Below are 20,531 nucleotides of genomic sequence, written 5' to 3' on the forward strand. Positions count from 1 at the left end.
CGAAAATGTATTCAGGATAATATTTTGATAAAAATTCCTTTTCTTTAGTGTAATTATTTTCTACCGTAAAAGCACCAACATGCCTTTACTTATTTTTTGTACACCGTTGTACTCATAAGATGCTACGTAAATATAAGTGCCTGTTGTTGTAGCATTTTTATACATACCGCTCCATTTTTGTGCTGGCGCTTTACTGGTGAAGATAAGTGCACCCAAACGGTTGTAAATGCGTAATGTATATTTCTTGAGTAAAGTAATATTTCCAGCAGGTCCAAAAACATCATTTAGCCCATCGCCATTGGGTGTAAATGCAGATGGAAAATAAACATCCCCACAATCATTGGTTATCTTTATGGTATCAGCAACAATACAGCCGTCGGCGGTTGTTACTGTTACATAATATACCCCGGCTTTATCAATTTTTCGCTGTGACTTATTACTTAAATCATCCCATATATAGGTGTTGAAATCTCCGGCACTTAAAGTAAGTAGTTCGCCATAGCAGGTGGTGGTATCGTTGCCTAAGTTGAGCCGTGCCATAGCGGCAGGCTGCAATGTAGCATTAACCGTTGCTGAGCATAAATTTTTATCTGTAACGGTTATAGTATAGCCGCCTTCCGGGAGGTTATCAGCCTCAGCAGTATTGCTTATCCCCGGCTGCCAGTTATACCTGTATGGCGCTGTACCACCGGACACATTTACCAGGATACTGCCATTGTTTTTATTACAATCAGGCTGCACAACAGCCGTTCCGGTAAGCAGTGGCGTTGGCTCAGCAATGGTAACGGGCACCTGAACCGGGCAGGTGTTTTCACCACTTACTTCCAGCATAAAATTGCCGGCAGGTAAAGCAGCATCAGGCGTTGTAATGTAGGGCGATGTATTCCAGTTATATTGGTAAGTACTGGCATCACCTTGTACAACGGCCTGCACATGGGCAGTATCGCCTGCACATGTAATGGGTGTTACGATTTTTACAGATGCAGCAATAATGTGTATGCTATTGGTTTGGGTTAAAACAATTCCATTGTTGTCGGTGGCAGTAAGATTTACGAGGTAGTTGCCGGGTGCGGAAAAAGTATGTGTTGCCATTTCGCCGTTCCACTGATTGGCGCTGCCGGAAACTACATCACCAAAATCCCATTGTAAATTGGTAAGACAAGGAGATGCATCGGCTGTAAAGCTAATCGTTGATTCACTTACACAACTATAATTGAAAGATATATTAGCCCCATCAGGTGTTTCACCCATAAAAAAATCATCTATACCAAAGCCGTCGTAGTTGTTGTTTTTGTCGCCCGCACCAAAATAAAACCGGAACATAACCGTCTTGTTGGTGCCGCCGGTAAACGGTAATTTTATTTGTGCTGTTGTCCATTTTCCGCCGGTAGTATCTCCGCCGCTCCAGCCATCCTGCTCACTTACAAAGTAAATGTCTTTGCAATTGTACCAGCCACTGTTAATGCAATCTTTGGGCTGACCAAAATAGCCAATCTTTATCCATGTTCTTGCATTATCGGGCGAGTATTGCAGGTTGGCACCATCCCAGTCCCGTTCGGTATCGCAAAAGACTTTGAAGCGGATATAAGGATAATTTAGAGCAGTCAAATCAAAGCAGGGACTTTGCAGGTAAGAGCGTTCATTATTGTTGTATGCATCTTTGGTAAGTCCGCCGGTAATCCAGCACTTAATACCACTGGCTGCACTTTTAATAATGTGCTTTTGTGGTGTGCCCCAAGCCCAATCTGCACTCCTGCCATCAGTTGTCCAGCCGGCACTGAGATTTTCAAAATCTTCCTCGTATGGATAAGTGGTTATTGTGCCATTGCATTGCGCAACAACCGGGTGGCGGCATAGCAAAAAGCAAAGAAATAATGCAACAGCCGTGCAGCTTTTGCGGGAAGAAAATGATATATGCCAGTTCATAAACCGGAGTAATGCTTTACTGAAAATAGTAAAAATTCGTAGTACGCAGCAGTGAATGTTTTGCAACAACCTATCACCAAATTCAAAAGCCATCCGGCTGTACCAGATGGCTTACGTTTTTGTACTTTTATAAATGAACAGTTCGGAAAATATTTTACAAATCAGCCGTTTCCATTTTTCTTTTACATACAAAAAAATAAATGGCTAAATAAACGGCTGCCGCAATAAGCATGTATGTAACGTTTGCCGGCTCTATAATCTGCTCTTTCGCATTTTTGAACAAGGGAAACGGAATCAGATTATCATTGCTTTCGAGCGGAAAATATTGGCCTGCATTGTTGAGGTAATGGCTGGCAGCAAGCGACAACAACTGGTCAAGTATTTCGGCATATAAAAAATAAATACCTATGGCTATGCCCGAGCGCCTGAACAAAGTAGCAATTACCAAGGCAACCGCAGTATAGCTAAGCGTTTGGATGAAAAACATGCCTATATATTGTACATTTTGAAAGCTGAAGGCAGCAGCATTTTCATACATACCGAAAAAGAATGCAACCAGGCCAACAATGATTGTGGAGACCAGTGCAATGAGTACGCACAACATCATTTTTACATAAATAAATTGGGTGCGGCTAAGCCCGTCAATGATATTTTGCCGGTGTGTTTTATACGAGAATTCATTGGTCATTAAAATGATAATAATCAGTCCCGGAAAGAACAGCAAATAGCTGCTTACATAACTTATGGTATGCCATACTTCGGGAAACTGAAATGGCGGTGTGCCAATAAGCATCTGTGCCTGTGGTGCACTGGCAAAAGCATTGTGCTGTGCCGTATAAACAATCTCATTTACACCATAAAGGCTTAAGGCAAATAAGGCGCTCAATATCCAAAAGGTACGGTAGTATTTTATTTTCAGCCATTCTATTTTTAAGAGATGCAACATAGCAGTTATTGATTAGTGAGTTCGAGAAATTTGGTTTCGAGGCTTTTCTTTTTTAGTTGCAAATGGTTCAATACAATACCCTTATTAAAGCAATACTGATTAATTGCTTCGAGATTGGCAGTACCGGCAGGGTATTTCAACTGAATAACCGTTTCATTTTTACTCATCGAAGTATAACTATTCATTGTTTGCAGTGTGTTGGCCAAAGCTTGCATATTGGTAGCTGCTACTTCGGCAATATCTTCGGTTTGCAGCACTTCATCTACTGCGCCGGCAGTAAGTAAGGTGCCTTTTTTAAGAATAGCTACATGCGTACACACTTTTTCCACTTCATCCAGCAGGTGGCTTGCCATAATGATGGTTTTGCCGGTAGCCGCCAACCTTTTTATCAAATCTCTTATCTCGGCAATACCCACCGGATCAAGTCCGTTGGTTGGTTCATCAAAAATTAATACATCGGGGTTGCCGAGCAATGCGGAGGCAATTGCAAGGCGTTGTTTCATACCCAGAGAATAGGTGTTGAAACGGCTTTTCTTACGCTCATATAAATTTACCTGTTGCAACACTGCATCTATATTTTCTTTACCTTTTTCTTTTATTTCGGCTGCAATGGCGAGGTTTCTTTCGGCAGATAAATAATGGTAAAAGTTGGGTGTTTCGAGCAAGGTGCCAATATTTTTACGTATGTCGTTTGTTAATGGCTGGTCGTAAAATAACACTGTGCCCGAAGAGGCTTTCAGTATATTTAATACAATGCCCAGCAGCGTTGTTTTGCCACTGCCATTAGGGCCTAAAATGCCAAATACACTGCCTTCCGGTACTTCAAAAGATACATTTCGGAGCGCCTGAATGGCGCCGTATTGTTTACTTAAGTTTTGGATGCTTAGTACATTCACTTAGTATAATTTTTTATGGAAAGATAAGATAAAGCAGTACAGTGAAAAAGATATTATAAAAGCGGCAAAACACATGTGCTAAACGGTGAATGCACATGGAACAGATTTTAAAAAGTATGAGCTGTTTGCACCGTTTTTGAACCGCAAAGGCAAAAGGAACAGTAAATAATAAGCAATCGTTTTGTTGCCGTAAGAATTTTTAGTAGTTCTTTGTGTCTTTGTGGCTCACATAAAACTCAGGACAATTTATATATTTTTCCCGGAAGGCTGAGCACAATGTTTTGTAGCTCGAGGTTTAGAATAGCTGCTGCAACTGCGCTGCTGCTTAGCCCGCTTTGCAGGTACAGCTCATCAATGTGTACATTATCTTTTTCTTTTAGAATATCTACAATTGTTTGTTCATCGTCTGTTAACTGAATAAATAATTCTCTTTGTGTTTTCTTTTTTACTACAGGCATTTGCCAGCCCAGCTCTTCTGCCAGTTGCTTTGCATCGGTAAGCAAAATGGCTTTGTTGTTTTGTATCAGATAATTGCAGCCGGCACTTTTAGTATCAGTTATTCTGCCGGGTACAGCAAATACATCCCTGTTATAACTATTCGCCAATTCTGCCGTTATCATACTTCCGCCGCGGATAGCTGTTTCAATAACAATCGTTGCATCAGCAATAGCGGCCACAATGCGGTTGCGCCGCGGAAAGTTGTGCTTGTCGGGTTTTGTAGAAGAAGTAAATTCTGTAAGAACGCCGCCGTGTAGTGTCATTTCTTTTGCCAGGCTTTTGTGTTGTGCCGGATAAATCGTTTGCAACCCATGTGCAAGCACTGCAACGGTACCGAGGTTGTTTTGCATAGCTGCTTTATGTGCAATGGCATCTATACCAAATGCAAGTCCGCTTATAATAAGTGGTGAAAATGCTTTTAAATCGGTTACTAATTTTTCGCTTATTATTTTTCCATACTCGGTATTGCTCCTGGTACCAATAATGCTGATGATGCGTTGCGCATTTAAATCGGCATTGCCACGATAGTATAATAATACAGGTGCGTCATAGCTGTTCAGCAGCCGTTTAGGATAATTACCGTTCGTCATAAACAGTGGCTGAATATTGTACTTTTCTATGAAATCAATTTCTGTTTCGGCAGCAGCAAAATCATTGAAATTTTTAATGCTTCTTGCTTTTATTTCACCAATATTTTCAACGGCGCTCAGTTGCTTTATGGAGGCTTTAAAGATGCTTGCTGCATCGCCGAAATGTTCTGTCAAAACCTTTGCCTGTACAGGTCCTATGTTGGGTACAAGTGTGAGTGCTATCTGGTATAATAAATCGTTATTCTTGTTGGTTTGGCTTGCAGCAATCATATATGTATGCGTATTATCGGCAGGCAATATACATTACATTTTTAGTTGTGGTTATACAACCGTTCATCACTAAAATACTTGTCTTAGGCATCCTGCCACCTTTTCTTTGCATCACTTTTAAAAAACACATAAAAACCCTAAACGTTATGAAAAAAATCTTCTTAGCAATCGTATTAATTGCAGCAGTTACCGTTGGAGCAAACGCACAAAAAGGTACTAAACAAATAAGTGCAGGTGTTGAACTTGGACTGCCAGCCGGCGCCTTTGGCGATGCTGCCAAAGTAGGTTTTGGCGTAAATGGAAAAGCAATATTTGGCATTACCGACAATGGTGCTATTACCGCCACTACCGGCTTTTCTAATTTTGGCTATAAATACTACAGCAGTTCCAATGTAAGTATTATCCCTATTCTTGGCGGCTACCGTCACGACTTTGGTGGCAGCGTAAAAGGCTTGTATGCCGAACCACAAATTGGCGCTGGTATTTACATGTCAAAGTTTGGAACCGGCAGTTACAAATCCAAAGATTCAGAAGTTAATTTTACATGGGCACTCGGTGGCGGCTATGTGTACGACAACTTTGATTTTGGCTTACGTTACCAAAGAGCGCAAGGTGAAGGCGGCGGCGCCGGTTTCTTTGCCCTCAAAGTTGCTTATAACTTTCCGCTTGCAGGCAAATAAGTTTTTTATATTAAAAGGTTGGATTAGGAGGAGTGATTCAACCTTTTATTTTAGTGTAACTCACTTTAAAAGTTCACTTTCCCATTAATCTATTATCAATCCTTTTTCAACATTCTAAACTAAACTTAAACAAAAATGAGAAAAGCATTTCTTGCCTTAGCTGTGGGTATTGTTGTATCGTTAGCAGCAAGTGCACAAAGTGGATCAAATCAAATTGGTATTGGTGCAGAAGCCGGCATCCCTACCGGTAAAGATGCTTCCGAAACTACTAAAATAGGTTTGGGAGGCTCTCTTAAAGGCTTATTCGGTATTGGCAATGCTGGTCAAATTACGCTCACTACCGGCTATATGTCGTTTGGCAGTAAGAATTTGCCGGATGGCTTCAAATCAACCTTAAACATCATTCCGGCAATGGCTGGTTACCGGCAAAATTTTAGTGGTTTTTATGTAGAGCCACAAGCAGGTGTTGGTTTTATAAGTGAGAAAGACAAATTTCAGGGAGAAAGCGAGACTGTTTCAGTTACTAAATTTACCTGGGCAGCAGGCATTGGTTACGTTATCAGTAATGTAGATATAGGTGCCCGTTATCAAAGATCGGAGTTTAAAGGCGGGAGCATCAGTCTTATAGGGATTAAAATAGCTTATAACATTCCTGTTGGCGGTAAGTAAATTTTCTTGTATAAAAAGAAAGGAGCAAGCCGTTATTGGCTAACTCCTTTCTTTTATTTTATATAAAGGTTTAAAGCCTTGGTATAAAGTCTTATTCACCCCATTGCAGAAAATAACATTAGTTTTTACTGCTATTCAAGCAATGCTTATTGTTTTATTATTGCAATAACTGCAAATGCAGTGCATTAAAGTTTTGCAGGGAAGATAGTTTTAAGTCGGCAGCACCCCATTTTTCTTCTTTATAGCGCTTATGTTCCGGTACTACCACGCATTTCATACGAGCCGCTTTGGCAGCAATCATCCCATAAAAAGAATCTTCAAAAGCTACGCAAGTGGCTGGTAGAGAGCCTAAGCTTTCGGCACAATTTAAATATACCTGTGGGTGCGGCTTGCCATATTGCAAATGTTCGGCAGAAGCAGTAGCTTTTACATATTTTTTTATTCCGCATAAATCCATTACCACTTCTATCATTTGCAGCGGCGAAGAAGAGGCAATACCAATTTTGAATTTCAGGGAATGAAAGAAATCAAATACATGCTGCACGCCACTCATCACTTTGCAGTTGGTGCTTACCAGTTCCAGCACGCGCTGTAATATTTTTTCTTCTGCAGCCGGCTCATTGATCTCGGGTATCTGAAAGTAAGTAAACCACCAGTGTACAAATTCCCGTGTACGCAAACCGGTAGTAGTAATATGCTGCTCCGGCGAAAGGCGGAAGCCATATTCTTCAAATATTTCGTTTGATGCAATAGCCCACAAAGGTTCACTGTCTACCAACAATCCATCCATATCAAATATAACCGTATCCAACTGCATATGTGCACTTTTTAAAAAGCGCAAAGATAAGCGGGTAAACTTCGTTATTTTTTATCAAAAGTAAAAGATAGATGCAGCGTAAGCATTCCGACACTTTCAAGAGTCCGGAATGCTTACGCTGCATCTATATATCAAGCTTCTATTTCAGTGCAAACACCACATTCACATCAAACTGCACTTTCATTTTCTTAAAATCCACATTCATGGGCGGTGCTGCATTATCTGCAACGGCTGCTTCTTTTAGCATCATATTGCTGTACATTGGTCTTGGATAATTGTCCACCTCGTTAGGCTCATTAATAGCAATCGCTCCTCCAACTTGTTCATTGATAGCGGCTGCCAGATAGGCGGCTTTTTCTTTAGCTGCTTGTATTGCTTCTATTTTTAACTGCTTTCTCAGTTCTTCCATCTTGCTGTAATCTGTTTTGGCAATGCCGAAACTTTGTGTGGCTTCATCATCCATTTTGTTTACCAGCTCATCCATTTTACTGGTACTGGCAACTTTTACCCAATACGTAATGCCTGCCTTCAGATCGGGGTTTTCTTTCTTCTTTTTCTTGTACCACCACCAGTTACCATCCCAGCCGTTGTAGCTTTGTACTACTACATCAGTGTCATTCAAGCCAATGCTTTTGCATGCAGCTAAAAAATTATTTTTAATAGTTTCAATGTCCACTTTTCCGCCGCCTTTTCTATCATATTCACGCAATGAAACCTGTACATATATCTCATCGGGTGTTACTTCTTTTTGAGCGCTGCCATTAACGGAAATTGTTTTTTGCGGAGGTATAACTGCTATTTGCTGTGCCGACAATTTTGTACATAAAAATACTGCTAAACACATAAAAGTCAATACCTTAAGCGTTTTGATGATTGTAAGACTGTGCTTCAGTTGCTTCATAAATAATGGTTTTAGTAATAAAGATGATACTAAGATGCGCATTACATAAAGCTGTTGTATGCAGCTTTGCACATTAACAGATTATTTGCAATGCGCCAAAGCAAAGCTGCAAAAGAGTAACAAAGGTTATTAAGACTTTTTTAAGTGCCAACACTTAGTTTTGCCTTGAAATAATCAGTAAAATTTGCTAATTTTGTTAGCATTTGAGATATAAATTATGGCTGAAACAAAACAAATATTAGACTATACCGAGGATAGTATAAGAAGTCTCGACTGGCGCGAGCATATACGTCTGCGCCCAGGTATGTATATAGGAAAATTAGGCGATGGCTCTGCACCGGACGATGGTATTTATGTATTGATTAAAGAGGTGGTTGATAACTGTATTGACGAGCACATGATGGGCCACGGCAAGCAGATAGAAATAACCATTGAAGACAAAACCGTAACCGTGCGAGATTATGGTCGCGGTATTCCGCTGGGCAAAGTAGTGGATGTAGTAAGTAAAATAAACACTGGTGCGAAATATGATAGCAAAGCATTTCAGAAGAGTGTGGGCCTGAATGGCGTGGGTACAAAAGCGGTGAATGCGCTAAGTGAATATTTTAAAGTAGAAAGCTATCGCGGTGGCAGAACGAAAGTGGCTGAGTTTAACAAAGGTGTGCTGATAAAAGAGCATCGCGAAAAAGCGACAGAAGAGCTGAATGGCACTTTTGTGACTTTTATTCCGGATGATAGCGTTTTTAAAAACTACCGTTTTATTCATGAATATTTAGATAACCTGTTGTGGAATTATTGTTATCTGAATGCAGGGTTAACGATTACCTTCAATGGAAAAAGATATGTAAGCAAAAATGGCTTGCTGGATCTGCTGAAACGCAAGACCAATGAAGATGAAATCCGTTATCCTATTATTCATTTAAAAGGAGAAGATATTGAAGTAGCCATTACGCACAACAACGATTATGGCGAAGACATTTTTTCATTTGTAAACGGTCAATATACTACGCAGGGCGGTACACACCAGCAAGCTTTCCGGGAAGCATTTGTAAAAACGATCCGCGAGTTTTTCAAGAAAGATTATGAAGCTGCAGATGTGCGGCAAGGTATTGCATCTGCTATTGCTGTTCGCGTGCAGGAGCCGGTGTTTGAAAGCCAGACTAAGACAAAACTGGGTTCGCTCACCACATATGAAGGTGGACCTACCATGCGCAATTTTGTAATAGACTTCTTCTCTAAAGAGCTGGACAATTACCTGCACCGCAATGCTCCAATAGCAGATGCCATTAAGAAAAAAATTGAGCAGAGTGAGCGTGAAAGGAAAGAGTTGGCGGGCATTAAAAAGCTGGCGAACGAGCGTGCTAAAAAAGCTAACCTGCATAATAAAAAACTGCGCGATTGCCGGGTGCATTATAATGATGAGCCGCCCGTAAAAAACAAAGCAGAGTTTAATTCCCTAATTAATAAAACCACCATTTTTATTACAGAAGGGGACAGTGCCAGCGGAAGCATTACCAAGAGTCGTAACGTGGATACACAAGCTGTTTTCAGCCTGCGTGGTAAGCCGCTCAACTGCTTTGGCTTAACTAAAAAAGTGGTGTATGAAAATGAAGAATTTAACCTGCTGCAACATGCGTTGAATATTGAAGAAGGACTGGAGGATTTACGTTATAAAAACATTGTTATTGCAACCGATGCCGATGTAGATGGTATGCACATTCGATTGCTGCTGATGACTTTTTTCTTGCAGTTCTTCCCCGATTTGGTAAAGCAGCAGCATGTATATATTTTGGAAACGCCATTGTTCCGCGTACGCAATAAACAGCAAACTATTTATTGCTACGATGAGCAGGAAAAGCAGGCTGCTATTAAAAAATTGGGCAACAAGCCGGAGATTACAAGGTTTAAAGGTTTAGGTGAAATATCACCCGAGGAGTTTGGGAAATTTATTGGTGATGATATGCGCGTACAGCCGGTAATTGTAGAACAGGGCGAACATATACAGCAGTTGCTGGAATATTTTATGGGTAAAAACACGATGGAAAGGCAAGAGTTTATTATTAACAACCTGAAGGTAGAACTGGATTTGGTGGAAGAGATAGCAAGTGTGTAAGAGGGAAGTTGTAAATTTGGGGGAAATGAAGTTGTATGGAAACACTTGAATTTATAAAAAAGGTGGAAGATGGCAAGATTGTGATAGAGTTACCTGCAGAAATGGAAGGTAAAAATTTAAAGATAAAAGTAGAGGAAAATATTACAACAGAACCGCCACCGGAAACATGGGCAACTTTACCTGCTGCAGAAAGGTTGAAGATTTTACAAAGGTTTGCAGGCACAGCGAAGTATCCGGATGTGAAAATAGATAAGACAGAATGGTATGAACAATAAGGTAATGATTGATAGTTCAATGTTGATTGAATATATCAAGAAATCAAAAATAGCCTTACTTGATTCATTACTTGGAGATAGTACTTTGACCTGTTGTATTTGCGAAGTGGTGGTTAGTGAATTTTTGTTTTATTACTTGAAAATAAACGCAACCGCATCGCCGCTTTCTGTACAGTCTTCTAAACGAATAAAGCCGGTATTAGAAAATTCTTTAGATTATCTATTGATTCAGCTGTTTCACTTTCTTCCAACAAATAACAGTTTATACAATACTGTTCCACGCCTCATGTCCAAATATAACCTTTTACCCAACGATGCTATTATTTTAGCAACCTGCAAAATGCACAACATCACTAAGTTGGCAAGCCACGATACCGATTTTATTTTTTCCTGCCAGGAAGAAGGAATTGAATTATTGATAGAAAAAGATTAGATAATTACATGTTGCACATTGTTTTTCAGGAAGCAGATGTTTCCACTTTGCAAAAAGCTATAGAACTGGATGAAAAATTAAACGGCGAAGTATGGCAGATAAAAGATGAATTTGCCGTTGGTCCCATTGCTGATATATATGAAACGGAAGGTTATCAGAACCGGCGAGATTGGTGGAAAGAAGTGCTGGAAAATTCACCATATACAGATGCTATAAACATAGTGGATGATAAACTCACTGTGCATCATTTAACCCAAAGAATACAAGATGAAAATGAAGTATGCTGGATATGGATGGGGCAAAATACACATGATGTTTGCGGCTATTACTGGCTGATGAGCCAGTTGAAAGAGCACCAGGGAAAAATATTTGTTTTATACTTAAATAATTTGCCTTTCATCAACGAAAAAGGACAACTATTTTATCCAAATAACTTATTTGAAATTCAACCTAAAGAATTTTTAAAAGCAAAGAAATTAGCACGGCCAATCAGTTTAAGTGAGTTTGAAGTAGATCCGGATGAATGGAAAAAGTTGTGCAACGAAAATGCAATTATACGAACGCTGGAAGGTGGAAAGAAAATAGTGGGCAGAAGTGAAGATTATTATGATGCTGCTTTATTAAATCTGCTGAATACAGAGTCGCAAAAGTTGAGTAAACTTTTACATTCTTTTTTTACTAAAACAAAAATTCAAACAGGTGATGTGTTCCTTGTATGGCGAATAAAAAAGCTGATTGAGCAAAACAAAATAGTGATGCAGGGTGATTGGAGCAAAGGCTGGAAGGACATTACACTTTCCCTGGCTAATTACAAACAATCAGAATTCTACACAACCGAAATGTAAATGTTGTAAAACTTTACACAAAAACATTAATTCGTAATCAGATACTTTTTATAGATAACATGGCGAAAGATTTTGAAAAAATACTAAATCCGGACAACGATAAAGGCGTGCAGGGGCAGTATAGGACATGGTTTTTAGATTATGCATCTTATGTAATACTCGAGCGTGCGGTACCAGCTGTTGAAGATGGGCTCAAGCCTGTACAGCGCCGCATCTTACATGCAATGAAAGAAATGGATGATGGCCGCTTCAACAAGGTTGCCAACATTATTGGGCAAAGCATGCAATATCACCCTCACGGCGATGCCTCTATCGGCGATGCATTGGTGAATATGGGGCAAAAAGATTTATTAATAGACACGCAAGGCAATTGGGGCGATGTGCGCACCGGCGATGATGCGGCGGCGGCGCGTTATATAGAAGCACGCTTATCTAAGTTTGCACTGGATGTAGCTTTCAATGCAAAAACAACCGAATGGCAGTTGAGCTACGATGGTCGTAAAGAAGAGCCGGTAACGTTGCCTATGAAGTTTCCATTGCTCTTAGCGCAAGGTGCCGAGGGTATTGCAGTGGGATTATCTACCAAAATATTGCCGCACAACTTTATTGAATTGTGCGAAGCTTCTATCAAGTATTTAAAGGGTAGAAAATTTGAATTGGTCCCCGATTTTTTGACCGGTGGACAAATGGATGCAAGTAATTATAACGAAGGCAAGCGGGGTGGCAAAATTCGCGTACGTGCAGTGATTGAAGAGCTGGATAAAAAAACATTGGTGATTAGAAATGTGCCTTATGGTGTTACTACTACATCTTTGATGGAGTCTATTGTAAAAGCGAATGACCAGGGCAAGCTGAAGATTAAAAAAGTAACTGATGCCACAGCTAAGGATGTGGAGATATTGATAGAACTGGCACAAGGTATTTCGCCCGATATTACCATAGATGCACTCTATGCTTTTACCGACTGCGAAATAAGTATTTCACCAAATGCATGCGTAATTATAGACCAGCGTCCGCACTTTGTGACTGTGTATGATTTGCTTAGGGTTTCTACAGACAACACCAGGAATTTACTGCAAAAAGAGCTGCAGATAAAGTTGAGTGAACTGGAAGACAAATGGCATTATACTTCTCTGGAAAAAATATTCTTTGAAGAAAAAATCTATAAAGAATTAGAGAAAAATCATGAAACCTGGGATAAGGTAATTGCCGCAATAGATAAGGCGTTTGCGCCATTTGCTAAAAAGCTAAAAAGAGCAATTGTAAAGGAAGATATTCTAAGGCTTACCGAAAAACCGGTAAGAAGGATTTACAAGCTGGATATTAATGAACTGAACGAGCAGATAAAAGCCATTGATGCAGACATCCAGAAAGTAAAATACGATTTGGAGCACCTCACCGAGTTTACCATTGCTTACTTTGAAGGCTTGGTAAAGAAATACGGTAAAGGCAGAGAGCGTAAAACAGAAATTAAACTCTTTGACACCATAACGGCAAAGCAAGTTGCCATTGCTAACACCAAGTTGTACATCAACCGTGGGGAAGGCTTTATTGGAACAGGTCTTAAGAAAGATGAATTGCTGTGCGAATGTTCCGACCTGGATGATATTATCGCATTTACAAAACGCGGTGTTATGAAAGTAGTACGCGTGGCTGATAAGACATTTATTGGTAAAGACATTTTACATGCAGCCGTCTTTCAAAAAAATGACGAACGCACAACGTACAATATGATTTATGTAGATGGGGAAACGCAAATAAGCTATGCCAAGCGCTTTAATGTAACCGGCGTTACGCGCGATAAAGAATACGATCTTACCAAAGGCAGCGATAAAAGCAAGGTGCTGTACTTTAGCGCCAATCCAAATGGCGAAGCAGAAACAGTAAAAGTATTGCTAAGTCCCAACACCAATGCCCGCATTAAAGAATTTGATTTTTCCTTTGAAACCATAGATATTAAAGGGCGTAGCAGCATGGGCAACCAGGTGAGTAAACATGCCTTACGTTCGGTAAAATTCAAAGAAAAAGGCCGACCTACATTGGCTGGCCGCAAGCTGTGGTTTGATGAGGTGTATGGCAGGTTGAATGTGGATGGTAAAGGCAGATATGTTGGCTCATTTGAAGGTGATGAACGTATATTGGTGATGTATGCCGGTGGTTATTATGAATTGACTGATACCGAAATTACGCAACGTTTTGAAGCAGATAAAGTGTTGCTTATTGAAAAATTTGATCCGGAAAAAATCATTAGCGCGGTGTATCTCGATAATGAAAAACAACAGTATAATGTAAAGCGTTTCCGCATTGAAACTACCTCGTTGCACAATCATTTTTACTTTGTAAAGGAAGGTGCCGGCAATGTGGTAGAAGCCGCTACTTCGCAAAAAGCACCGGTGCTGCTGGTGCAAACAGGCAGAGGTCAGCAGGTGCGCAAAGCCAAGTTTAAAATAGACCGGCTGGTGGATGTAATGGGCTGGAAAGCGGTTGGTGCCAAGCTGATGGACTTCAACAAAACGGTAGCTATGGAGTGGGAGCAACCCGCAGCAGACAGTAACGGCGCACCAGAATTGTTTGAGTGAAAGGCTTTCAGTTAAGTTCTGATTTCGTTGTTCATTTTTTAACGCTGATAGGGATTCTAAACTCTATCAGCGTTTTTATTAGTGTATGCAGGAGTGTTTTGCTGAAGGGAATTGCTAAACATTGGAGGGTATGTTCTATAAAAGTTCTTACCTCTTCCATCTTCATTCATCAATTAAACATTACCCATTAACAATTAACAACCTCAAAGGCATTATTCTTGATATTTTAGTAGTATGAAGCTATCTATCAATTATTTAATTATTATACTCATAGGCATTGGATTTGTACAGCAGGCACAGGCGCAACGGGTAATCAGGCGCAAGATTATGGGGTATGTCCTCGACAGCATTACCGGCACACCAATAGTGAATGCTATTATCAGCAACGAAACCACGCATAAAATAACTACGCCAGATCAAAAGGGCTTTTTTAGTATTACTGCGGCGCCTGATGATGTGATTTTTATCAATGCTTTTAACTACAACTACGATACTTTAATTGCTACCAGCCATTTGCCGGATACGCTACAGGTTGCGTTGGTGAGAGAGCCGGAATATTTGCCGGGCGTAACCGTAACCACTACTACACAAGGCTATTCGAGGTACCAGTTGGATAGCATACGTCGCCGGGAAGCTTTTGTAGAGGAAATGGGCGCGCCTAAAATGAAGACCGTTTCCAAAGCCAGCAATATGCCCGCGGGCTTTGCCATTAATTTGGATAAATTTTTCAGTAAAAAGGATAAAAACAGAACCAAAGCTTATAATACTTTCGATTTTCTGGAGAAACAAACTTATATAGATTACCGTTTTTCGCCGCAGTTGGTGGCGCAATACACTGGTTTGAAAGGTGATTCGCTGGTAACTTTTATGCGGCAATACACACCAGGCTACGATTGGTTACGTGCCCATCCAACCGATGAGGATATAGTATATTACATTAATGATAAACTGAAAGTATTTGCTGATAGACCTAAGCAATAATTGTTTATTGAACCACAAAGACACGAAGAAGAGAAGTTACACAAAGGCTGTTTTTATTCTTTATAATTTATTACATACCGTAATTCTTTTGAGTCTTGCAATTAATAGAACCGTCTTTTTCAAATTGTTGTATGCTGTTCTTTAAGAAATTCCGTGTCTTGCAGTTTAATCATCAATGAATATGGAATGCATTTTCGCTTTCAGAATCCTGCGCAGCTATAGCTGGTACTACATTCATACATTCTCTTTTATAAAAAACAAACAACGCGAAGATAGCAATAATAGCGAGTATGCCTACATATACCGGATAGGTTTCATCTCTCATGCTTTCAGCGGTCAGTTTTCCTTCGCGACTTAGCATATAAATGCTCGTTACAACTACTGCATTGTTTAAAAAATGGGCAAGTATATTCAACCAGATATTTTTGCCATAATAAAAAATATACCCGAGCATCATACCTAAAAAAAGCCTGGTGAGAAAACCTTCAAATGAAAAGTGGGCTATGCTAAAGATAAGGCTCGTGAGCAGTATGCCGGCAAACGCATTGCGAAACAGTTTAACGAACATTTGCTGCATGGCACCGCGAAAAAACATTTCTTCAAAAATAGCGGGCAACAGTGCCAGCATTAGCAGCGACAAAATATAATCCGTTGCATTGTTCATCCGCGCCATTGCCATTACCTGTTGCGTATATTGTTCATCCAAATGCTTAAAAGTATTGCGCAAATTATCGGGCAAGGGTATCATCTGGTTCAGCTCGGAGAAAGTGCTTTGCGCATACAAGGCCGCAAACACCAGCAATAATACGATAAACAATTGCCTCAAATTGAGATGATTATTGAACCCAATATACCGCAAAGGACGGCGATTGACTATCCTTGCAAATACAAATGCCGGCAGGGCAAACATGCAAAAAGTGCCGGCAAACTGCAGCCAGCGCAAGAGCGCAAGATTATCAGATTTATTGAGTGCATCGCCCAGTTGCAGCAGCGGCAGGTGCAATACGGCTTGTGCAATCAGTAATGTAGCAATGCCACCCAGCAAAAAACCGGCGCCAAAAAGTGCCAATAAAATACCAAACTGCGAGAGCGGACTAATAGTTAAGGAAGTGTAAGGATAATCTCTGTTCATGTATAAGCTTGTACATTTGCGAAAATAAAAGTATAAAGATTACAAGATACAAGAATCAAGGCACAAGAGCGCAATAAAACAAGATGAAAGGAGTAAGCGTAAGGAACGAGCTATAAAAGATAATTTTTGGAATCTAAAGCGTGTCTCTTAAAGCTTTTAAACTTGAATTTTGCTTTCATGTTCCTTGTCTCTTTATAATGTTATGGTTAAAATAGGAAACATACAATTGCCCGGTTTTCCACTGTTGCTGGCGCCTATGGAAGATGTGAGCGATCCGCCTTTTCGTGCCGTGTGTAAGGCTAATGGTGCCGATTTGCTCTATACCGAGTTTATCAGCAGCGAAGGTTTGATACGTGATGCAATAAAAAGCCGGCAAAAGCTGGACATTTTTGACGCAGAACGCCCTGTGGGCATTCAAATATTTGGCGGCGATGAAGAAGCCATGGCTATGAGTGCCCGCATTGTAGAAACCGTAAATCCCGATCTTGTAGATATAAACTTTGGCTGCCCGGTAAAAAAAGTAGTGAGTAAAGGTGCAGGCGCTGCCGTGTTGAAAGATATTGATTTAATGACGCGGCTCACCAAAGCAGTAGTAAATTCAACTAATAAGCCGGTAACGGTAAAAACCCGGCTTGGCTGGGATGAGCAAAGCATTAATATAGAAGAAGTTGCCCTCCGGTTGCAGGATTGCGGTATTCAGGCACTTTCCATACATGGGCGCACAAGGGCGCAGTTGTACAAAGGTACTGCCGACTGGCGCCTGATTGCAGCCATAAAAAACAATCCCCGCATTCACATACCTATTTTTGGTAACGGTGATATAGACAGTCCGCAAAAAGCATTGGAATATAAGAACCGCTACGGCGTAGATGGCATTATGATTGGTCGTGCAGCTATTGGTTATCCCTGGGTTTTTAATGAAATAAAACACTACCTGCAAACCGGCGAATTATTGCCACTACCAACCATACAGCAGCGGGTTGCGGTTATACGCAAGCATCTCCATAAATCAGTAGAATGGAAAGGAGAGGTGTTGGGCATTTTAGAAATGCGCCGGCATTATACCAATTATTTAAAAGGTTATCCTAACATCAAAGAATACCGGACTAAACTGGTAACACTGCAATCGCTGCCGGCTATTGACGAGGTATTGCAGGAAATAGAAAGGGTGTATGCCAATGTACCTGCATTAGCTACAAAACCAGTGGTAAATAATGAATATGCGGAGTGTTGCGGAGGATAAACAAAAAGGCTTTAAGAATTTAAATGGGCGCTTGCAGGCGCCCGTTTGTTTTAATCCTTTATTACCATATTTGATTTATGGAAAAATATTGCCGGAGTGCAGGAAATAGAATTCCAGCAGTATTTTGACCATACACTTATTAGTGGTTTTTTAATGGTTTTAGTGCTTGCGCTCTTGAATTTAATTTCCCTGCTCTTTAGTAAAGCTTTAGCTTACGGAATATGTCAGGCATTGTTTCCACATCTATCGCCTCCATATCTATAAGTTTCAACGATTTGACCATTTTAAGCGTTGTGGTTTTATATGTCTGAAAATGCGGTGTTTTTAAATGCAATTCATACGCTTCCCTGTTAGCATATATCTCCAGGATTCTTACCTGCGTTGGATTTTCCTTCTGATACATCGGATAAATGGCAATGACACCCGGTTCTAATTTCACAGATGCCCCGGATTCCTCCTTTAGAATTGCTTTGTACTCTTCAAGATAATTTGAATCAATCTCTATTTCTGATATACGAATCATCATATTATTCTTTTGAGCATGAACACTACCGGATGATAAGAGAATCAGAACTGCAATCAGAAAATACTTCATATTATTTGATTGTAATTTTATTGCCTTAAAGATTTTTGCGCTTCATCCATAAAACGATCCACAAATCTTTGCAGCTTACGTTCGAGTATTTGCGATGGCAGGGCGTTCTGCGTTCCGTCGCCCCTGCTATTGCAAATAGTTTTGTTGTGTGCTTGTGCTTGCCCTTATGCTGGAATTGCTACTTTAGTTTTTGGTCTATAAAAATAGATTATAGCTATAGCAATTGCCATGATTAATAAGTAACTAATCCATGAATTTCTTTCTACAACGTTTTCATAACCCTTGTCAGCAATGCCATGAAAAATGCCTGACTCTTTTTTAAAACCAAAACACCATTGTCCAAAATTCCATGCTGCATGTAATCCAAATGGCAAAGCTATTCCTTTCGCTTTTAACGCCGCAAATCCAAATAATAATGCGCCTGTTCCTGCTCCTAAAAATGCTTGTACCCATGTCATTCCGCCCACGATGTGTTCCAATGAAAATATTACAAGAATTATAAATTGGGAAGCCCACAATCCAAAAGAATAATTTAAGCTAAACAAAGGATAACCACGAAATGCTAATTCTTCACGGATTGCTACTAAAAAATAAAGCGTGAAATAAAAGAAAATTGGATAAGCAGAAATAGCAGGATTGAAGGACATGTTGTAATGTCCTAATAATAAAACAATAACTGGCTGAAGCAATGTCATTAATAATCCAAGTCCAAAACCAACAGCTACTTTCTTAGGAGTTCTTTTATTGGCAACTACTCCCACTTTTTTTAAAGGAAGTTTCTCCCACCTCGCAAACAATATTGTTAAACCATACGTAATAACTATTGTGATGATAAGTAATAAATGCTGACTCCACTCCGAAAGAAAATTTTTAATCAACCCTGAAACTGTAGCAAGGACTATAGCACAAAGCAAACAAAAAAGTATAGGTTTAATAATTTTCAATATTGGATTTTCAATTTTATAAAGTTCTCACGAAGTCTGTCAGCATAGCACACAATAGTATTATTTTCCGCTGCCAGCAAATTCCTCATTGTCTAAAATCTGTTGTTTACTTTATACTTATTTATTAAACAATGTATTCAGCAGATAGCTGCAAAAAGGTTACTGTATCCAACTTCTCCTTTAAGATTTTTCACAAAACATTCAAACAATATCATACGTTTCTTCAAATATGTCCTTGGCACATGGATACATTTCGCCTTTAATCCCAACCATTAAATAATCGCCGGCTTTACCTTCCAGTGTTCCTTCGAGGGTTTCTACTTTAAAAGGTTCATTTATTTGTACGCACCGGACAGGAATAGGTTTCTTAACAGCTTGCTTAAACTCAAACTCCGGGATCTCACCACTCTTAAAAATTTTCATTCTTATTTATTTAATTACTTACTTCTTGCCTGATGATGTGCTTTCTATATAAACATCTAATTCTATCTACCCTGCACTAATCACAGATGTTCTTTTTTGCAAAATATCCTGTACCTGCTTTTGGTAAGTATAGCTTACGGGGATGGTCTTATCATCGAGTGTAATGGAGTTTTTATTCCAACTGGTAATACGGTCAAGTGGTACAATATACGAGCGGTGCACACGGATAAACATAGGTGAAGGCAGCTTTTCCGAAACTACTTTCATACTCATGTGTATGAGATAGGATTTGCCGGGTGTTACAATTTTTATATAATCGTCCAATGCTTCTACCAGTTCTATTTCTTTAAAGAAAACCTTGCACCACTGATAATTGTATTTTACAAATAAATACCCGTCGTTTACCTCTTTACTCTGCCGGTATTCAATGAGTTCTTTTGCCTTCATAACGGCTCTGGCAAACCGCTCATAGTCATAAGGTTTTACCAAATAATCCACTGCATCCAGGTCAAAACCCTGGGCAGCGTAGTTGCTGTAAGCCGTGGTAAAAACAACCGGCGGTTTATTGGCCAAATTGGTATAAAACTGCATACCGTTTATATCCGGCATTTGTATGTCGAGAAACAGCAGATCCACTCCATTGTTGTTGATGTATTCTTCGGCACTCACAGGGTCGGTAAAAGTGTTTACCAGCTCCATTCCTTCGGTTTGTTGTATATAATTTTCAAGCAACTGCAAGGCAAGTGGCTCATCGTCTAAGGCAATACATTTCATA

General features: G+C 39.8%; 20 protein-coding genes. 9 read left to right on the forward strand and 11 right to left on the reverse strand.

Annotation, left to right across the window (positions count from 1 at the left end; translation table 11 throughout):
- Window positions 1–60: 60 nt before the first annotated feature.
- From FC093_RS13135 to dprA, 4 genes are all read right to left on the reverse strand, one after another.
- Window positions 61–1,926, reverse strand: a complete 1,866-nt coding sequence (locus FC093_RS13135; RefSeq protein ID WP_170971081.1) for a T9SS type B sorting domain-containing protein — start codon at window positions 1,924–1,926, stop codon at window positions 61–63.
- 154 nt (window positions 1,927–2,080) lie between these two features.
- Window positions 2,081–2,872 (reverse strand): ABC transporter permease, encoded by a 792-nt coding sequence (locus FC093_RS13140; protein WP_137262253.1) that lies wholly within the window; start codon window positions 2,870–2,872, stop codon window positions 2,081–2,083.
- A gap of 5 nt (window positions 2,873–2,877) precedes the next feature.
- Window positions 2,878–3,768, reverse strand: a complete 891-nt coding sequence (locus FC093_RS13145; RefSeq protein WP_137262254.1) for an ABC transporter ATP-binding protein — start codon at window positions 3,766–3,768, stop codon at window positions 2,878–2,880.
- Between the two features lie 236 nt (window positions 3,769–4,004).
- Window positions 4,005–5,126: a DNA-processing protein DprA gene (gene dprA, locus FC093_RS13150; protein WP_137262255.1), complete on the reverse strand. Its 1,122-nt coding sequence runs from the start codon at window positions 5,124–5,126 to the stop codon at window positions 4,005–4,007.
- A 146-nt stretch (window positions 5,127–5,272) separates the two neighbouring features.
- On the opposite strand from dprA, the gene FC093_RS13155 reads away from it, so the two are divergent.
- Both FC093_RS13155 and FC093_RS13160 read left to right on the forward strand, forming a co-directional pair.
- Window positions 5,273–5,806, forward strand: a complete 534-nt coding sequence (locus FC093_RS13155) for a porin family protein (protein ID WP_137262256.1) — start codon at window positions 5,273–5,275, stop codon at window positions 5,804–5,806.
- Between the two features lie 135 nt (window positions 5,807–5,941).
- Window positions 5,942–6,475, forward strand: a complete 534-nt coding sequence (locus FC093_RS13160; RefSeq protein WP_137262257.1) for an outer membrane beta-barrel protein — start codon at window positions 5,942–5,944, stop codon at window positions 6,473–6,475.
- Window positions 6,476–6,632: 157 nt separating this feature from the next.
- On the opposite strand, the gene hxpB is transcribed toward FC093_RS13160, so the two are convergent.
- Both hxpB and FC093_RS13170 read right to left on the reverse strand, forming a co-directional pair.
- Window positions 6,633–7,292: a hexitol phosphatase HxpB gene (gene hxpB / locus FC093_RS13165; protein WP_137262258.1), complete on the reverse strand. Its 660-nt coding sequence runs from the start codon at window positions 7,290–7,292 to the stop codon at window positions 6,633–6,635.
- A 139-nt stretch (window positions 7,293–7,431) separates the two neighbouring features.
- Window positions 7,432–8,193 carry an SIMPL domain-containing protein gene (locus FC093_RS13170; protein WP_170971082.1) on the reverse strand — a complete coding sequence of 254 codons (762 nt, stop codon included), beginning with the start codon at window positions 8,191–8,193 and terminating at the stop codon, window positions 7,432–7,434.
- Window positions 8,194–8,410: 217 nt separating this feature from the next.
- On the opposite strand from FC093_RS13170, the gene FC093_RS13175 reads away from it, so the two are divergent.
- From FC093_RS13175 to FC093_RS13200, 6 genes are all read left to right on the forward strand, one after another.
- Window positions 8,411–10,306 (forward strand): DNA topoisomerase IV subunit B, encoded by a 1,896-nt coding sequence (locus FC093_RS13175; protein WP_137262260.1) that lies wholly within the window; start codon window positions 8,411–8,413, stop codon window positions 10,304–10,306.
- Window positions 10,307–10,341: 35 nt separating this feature from the next.
- Window positions 10,342–10,581 (forward strand): hypothetical protein, encoded by a 240-nt coding sequence (locus tag FC093_RS13180; RefSeq protein WP_137262261.1) that lies wholly within the window; start codon window positions 10,342–10,344, stop codon window positions 10,579–10,581.
- Window positions 10,571–11,014: a PIN domain-containing protein gene (locus FC093_RS13185; protein ID WP_137262262.1), complete on the forward strand. Its 444-nt coding sequence runs from the start codon at window positions 10,571–10,573 to the stop codon at window positions 11,012–11,014. Before FC093_RS13180 ends, FC093_RS13185 begins: the two co-directional genes overlap by 11 nt.
- Before the next feature lie 8 nt (window positions 11,015–11,022).
- A complete protein-coding gene (locus FC093_RS13190; protein ID WP_137262263.1) occupies window positions 11,023–11,859 on the forward strand; it encodes a DUF1835 domain-containing protein in 837 nt (278 codons plus the stop codon).
- 59 nt (window positions 11,860–11,918) lie between these two features.
- Window positions 11,919–14,438, forward strand: coding sequence for a DNA gyrase/topoisomerase IV subunit A (locus FC093_RS13195; protein WP_137262264.1), 2,520 nt, complete (start codon window positions 11,919–11,921; stop codon window positions 14,436–14,438).
- A 234-nt stretch (window positions 14,439–14,672) separates the two neighbouring features.
- The gene (locus tag FC093_RS13200) at window positions 14,673–15,419 is read left to right on the forward strand and encodes a carboxypeptidase-like regulatory domain-containing protein (protein ID WP_137262265.1); all 747 of its coding nucleotides are present in this window, start codon (window positions 14,673–14,675) and stop codon (window positions 15,417–15,419) included.
- Between the two features lie 172 nt (window positions 15,420–15,591).
- Here the strand turns inward: FC093_RS13200 and FC093_RS13205 are convergent, their stop codons facing one another.
- On the reverse strand, window positions 15,592–16,551 hold the full coding sequence (locus FC093_RS13205; RefSeq protein WP_137262266.1) for a CPBP family intramembrane glutamic endopeptidase: 960 nt from the start codon (window positions 16,549–16,551) through the stop codon (window positions 15,592–15,594).
- A 202-nt stretch (window positions 16,552–16,753) separates the two neighbouring features.
- On the opposite strand from FC093_RS13205, the gene dusB reads away from it, so the two are divergent.
- Entirely contained in the window at window positions 16,754–17,794 is a 1,041-nt protein-coding gene (gene dusB, locus FC093_RS13210; RefSeq protein ID WP_137262267.1) for a tRNA dihydrouridine synthase DusB, read from the forward strand.
- A 196-nt stretch (window positions 17,795–17,990) separates the two neighbouring features.
- Here dusB and FC093_RS13215 read toward each other — a convergent pair whose 3' ends face one another.
- The 4 genes from FC093_RS13215 to FC093_RS13230 all read right to left on the reverse strand — a co-directional run bounded on the left by FC093_RS13215 (window position 17,991) and on the right by FC093_RS13230 (window position 20,530).
- A complete protein-coding gene (locus tag FC093_RS13215; RefSeq protein WP_240743293.1) occupies window positions 17,991–18,389 on the reverse strand; it encodes a putative quinol monooxygenase in 399 nt (132 codons plus the stop codon).
- A gap of 164 nt (window positions 18,390–18,553) precedes the next feature.
- The gene (locus FC093_RS13220; RefSeq protein WP_137262268.1) at window positions 18,554–19,333 is read right to left on the reverse strand and encodes a CPBP family intramembrane glutamic endopeptidase; all 780 of its coding nucleotides are present in this window, start codon (window positions 19,331–19,333) and stop codon (window positions 18,554–18,556) included.
- A 201-nt stretch (window positions 19,334–19,534) separates the two neighbouring features.
- Complete coding sequence (locus tag FC093_RS13225) at window positions 19,535–19,756, reverse strand: hypothetical protein (RefSeq protein ID WP_137262269.1); 222 nt, start codon at window positions 19,754–19,756, stop codon at window positions 19,535–19,537.
- A 66-nt stretch (window positions 19,757–19,822) separates the two neighbouring features.
- A complete protein-coding gene (locus tag FC093_RS13230; protein ID WP_137262270.1) occupies window positions 19,823–20,530 on the reverse strand; it encodes a LytR/AlgR family response regulator transcription factor in 708 nt (235 codons plus the stop codon).
- Window position 20,531 lies beyond the last annotated feature (1 nt).

This window comes from Ilyomonas limi (assembly GCF_005233845.1).
Classification (GTDB): Bacteria; Bacteroidota; Bacteroidia; order Chitinophagales; family Chitinophagaceae; genus Ilyomonas; species Ilyomonas limi.

Bases quoted from the DNA above. Each gene is read 5' to 3' on its own strand.
- FC093_RS13135 (WP_170971081.1), bottom strand. From the start codon at position 1,926: ATGAACTGGCATATATCATTTTCTTCCCGCAAAAGCTGCACGGCTGTT.
- FC093_RS13140 (WP_137262253.1), bottom strand. From the start codon at position 2,872: ATGTTGCATCTCTTAAAAATAGAATGGCTGAAAATAAAATACTACCGT.
- dprA (WP_137262255.1), bottom strand. From the start codon at position 5,126: ATGATTGCTGCAAGCCAAACCAACAAGAATAACGATTTATTATACCAG.
- FC093_RS13155 (WP_137262256.1), top strand. From the start codon at position 5,273: ATGAAAAAAATCTTCTTAGCAATCGTATTAATTGCAGCAGTTACCGTT.
- FC093_RS13160 (WP_137262257.1), top strand. From the start codon at position 5,942: ATGAGAAAAGCATTTCTTGCCTTAGCTGTGGGTATTGTTGTATCGTTA.
- hxpB (WP_137262258.1), bottom strand. From the start codon at position 7,292: ATGCAGTTGGATACGGTTATATTTGATATGGATGGATTGTTGGTAGAC.
- FC093_RS13170 (WP_170971082.1), bottom strand. From the start codon at position 8,193: ATGAAGCAACTGAAGCACAGTCTTACAATCATCAAAACGCTTAAGGTA.
- FC093_RS13175 (WP_137262260.1), top strand. From the start codon at position 8,411: ATGGCTGAAACAAAACAAATATTAGACTATACCGAGGATAGTATAAGA.
- FC093_RS13180 (WP_137262261.1), top strand. From the start codon at position 10,342: ATGGAAACACTTGAATTTATAAAAAAGGTGGAAGATGGCAAGATTGTG.
- FC093_RS13185 (WP_137262262.1), top strand. From the start codon at position 10,571: ATGAACAATAAGGTAATGATTGATAGTTCAATGTTGATTGAATATATC.
- FC093_RS13190 (WP_137262263.1), top strand. From the start codon at position 11,023: ATGTTGCACATTGTTTTTCAGGAAGCAGATGTTTCCACTTTGCAAAAA.
- FC093_RS13195 (WP_137262264.1), top strand. From the start codon at position 11,919: ATGGCGAAAGATTTTGAAAAAATACTAAATCCGGACAACGATAAAGGC.
- FC093_RS13200 (WP_137262265.1), top strand. From the start codon at position 14,673: ATGAAGCTATCTATCAATTATTTAATTATTATACTCATAGGCATTGGA.
- FC093_RS13205 (WP_137262266.1), bottom strand. From the start codon at position 16,551: ATGAACAGAGATTATCCTTACACTTCCTTAACTATTAGTCCGCTCTCG.
- dusB (WP_137262267.1), top strand. From the start codon at position 16,754: ATGGTTAAAATAGGAAACATACAATTGCCCGGTTTTCCACTGTTGCTG.
- FC093_RS13215 (WP_240743293.1), bottom strand. From the start codon at position 18,389: ATGAAGTATTTTCTGATTGCAGTTCTGATTCTCTTATCATCCGGTAGT.
- FC093_RS13225 (WP_137262269.1), bottom strand. From the start codon at position 19,756: ATGAAAATTTTTAAGAGTGGTGAGATCCCGGAGTTTGAGTTTAAGCAA.
- FC093_RS13230 (WP_137262270.1), bottom strand. From the start codon at position 20,530: ATGAAATGTATTGCCTTAGACGATGAGCCACTTGCCTTGCAGTTGCTT.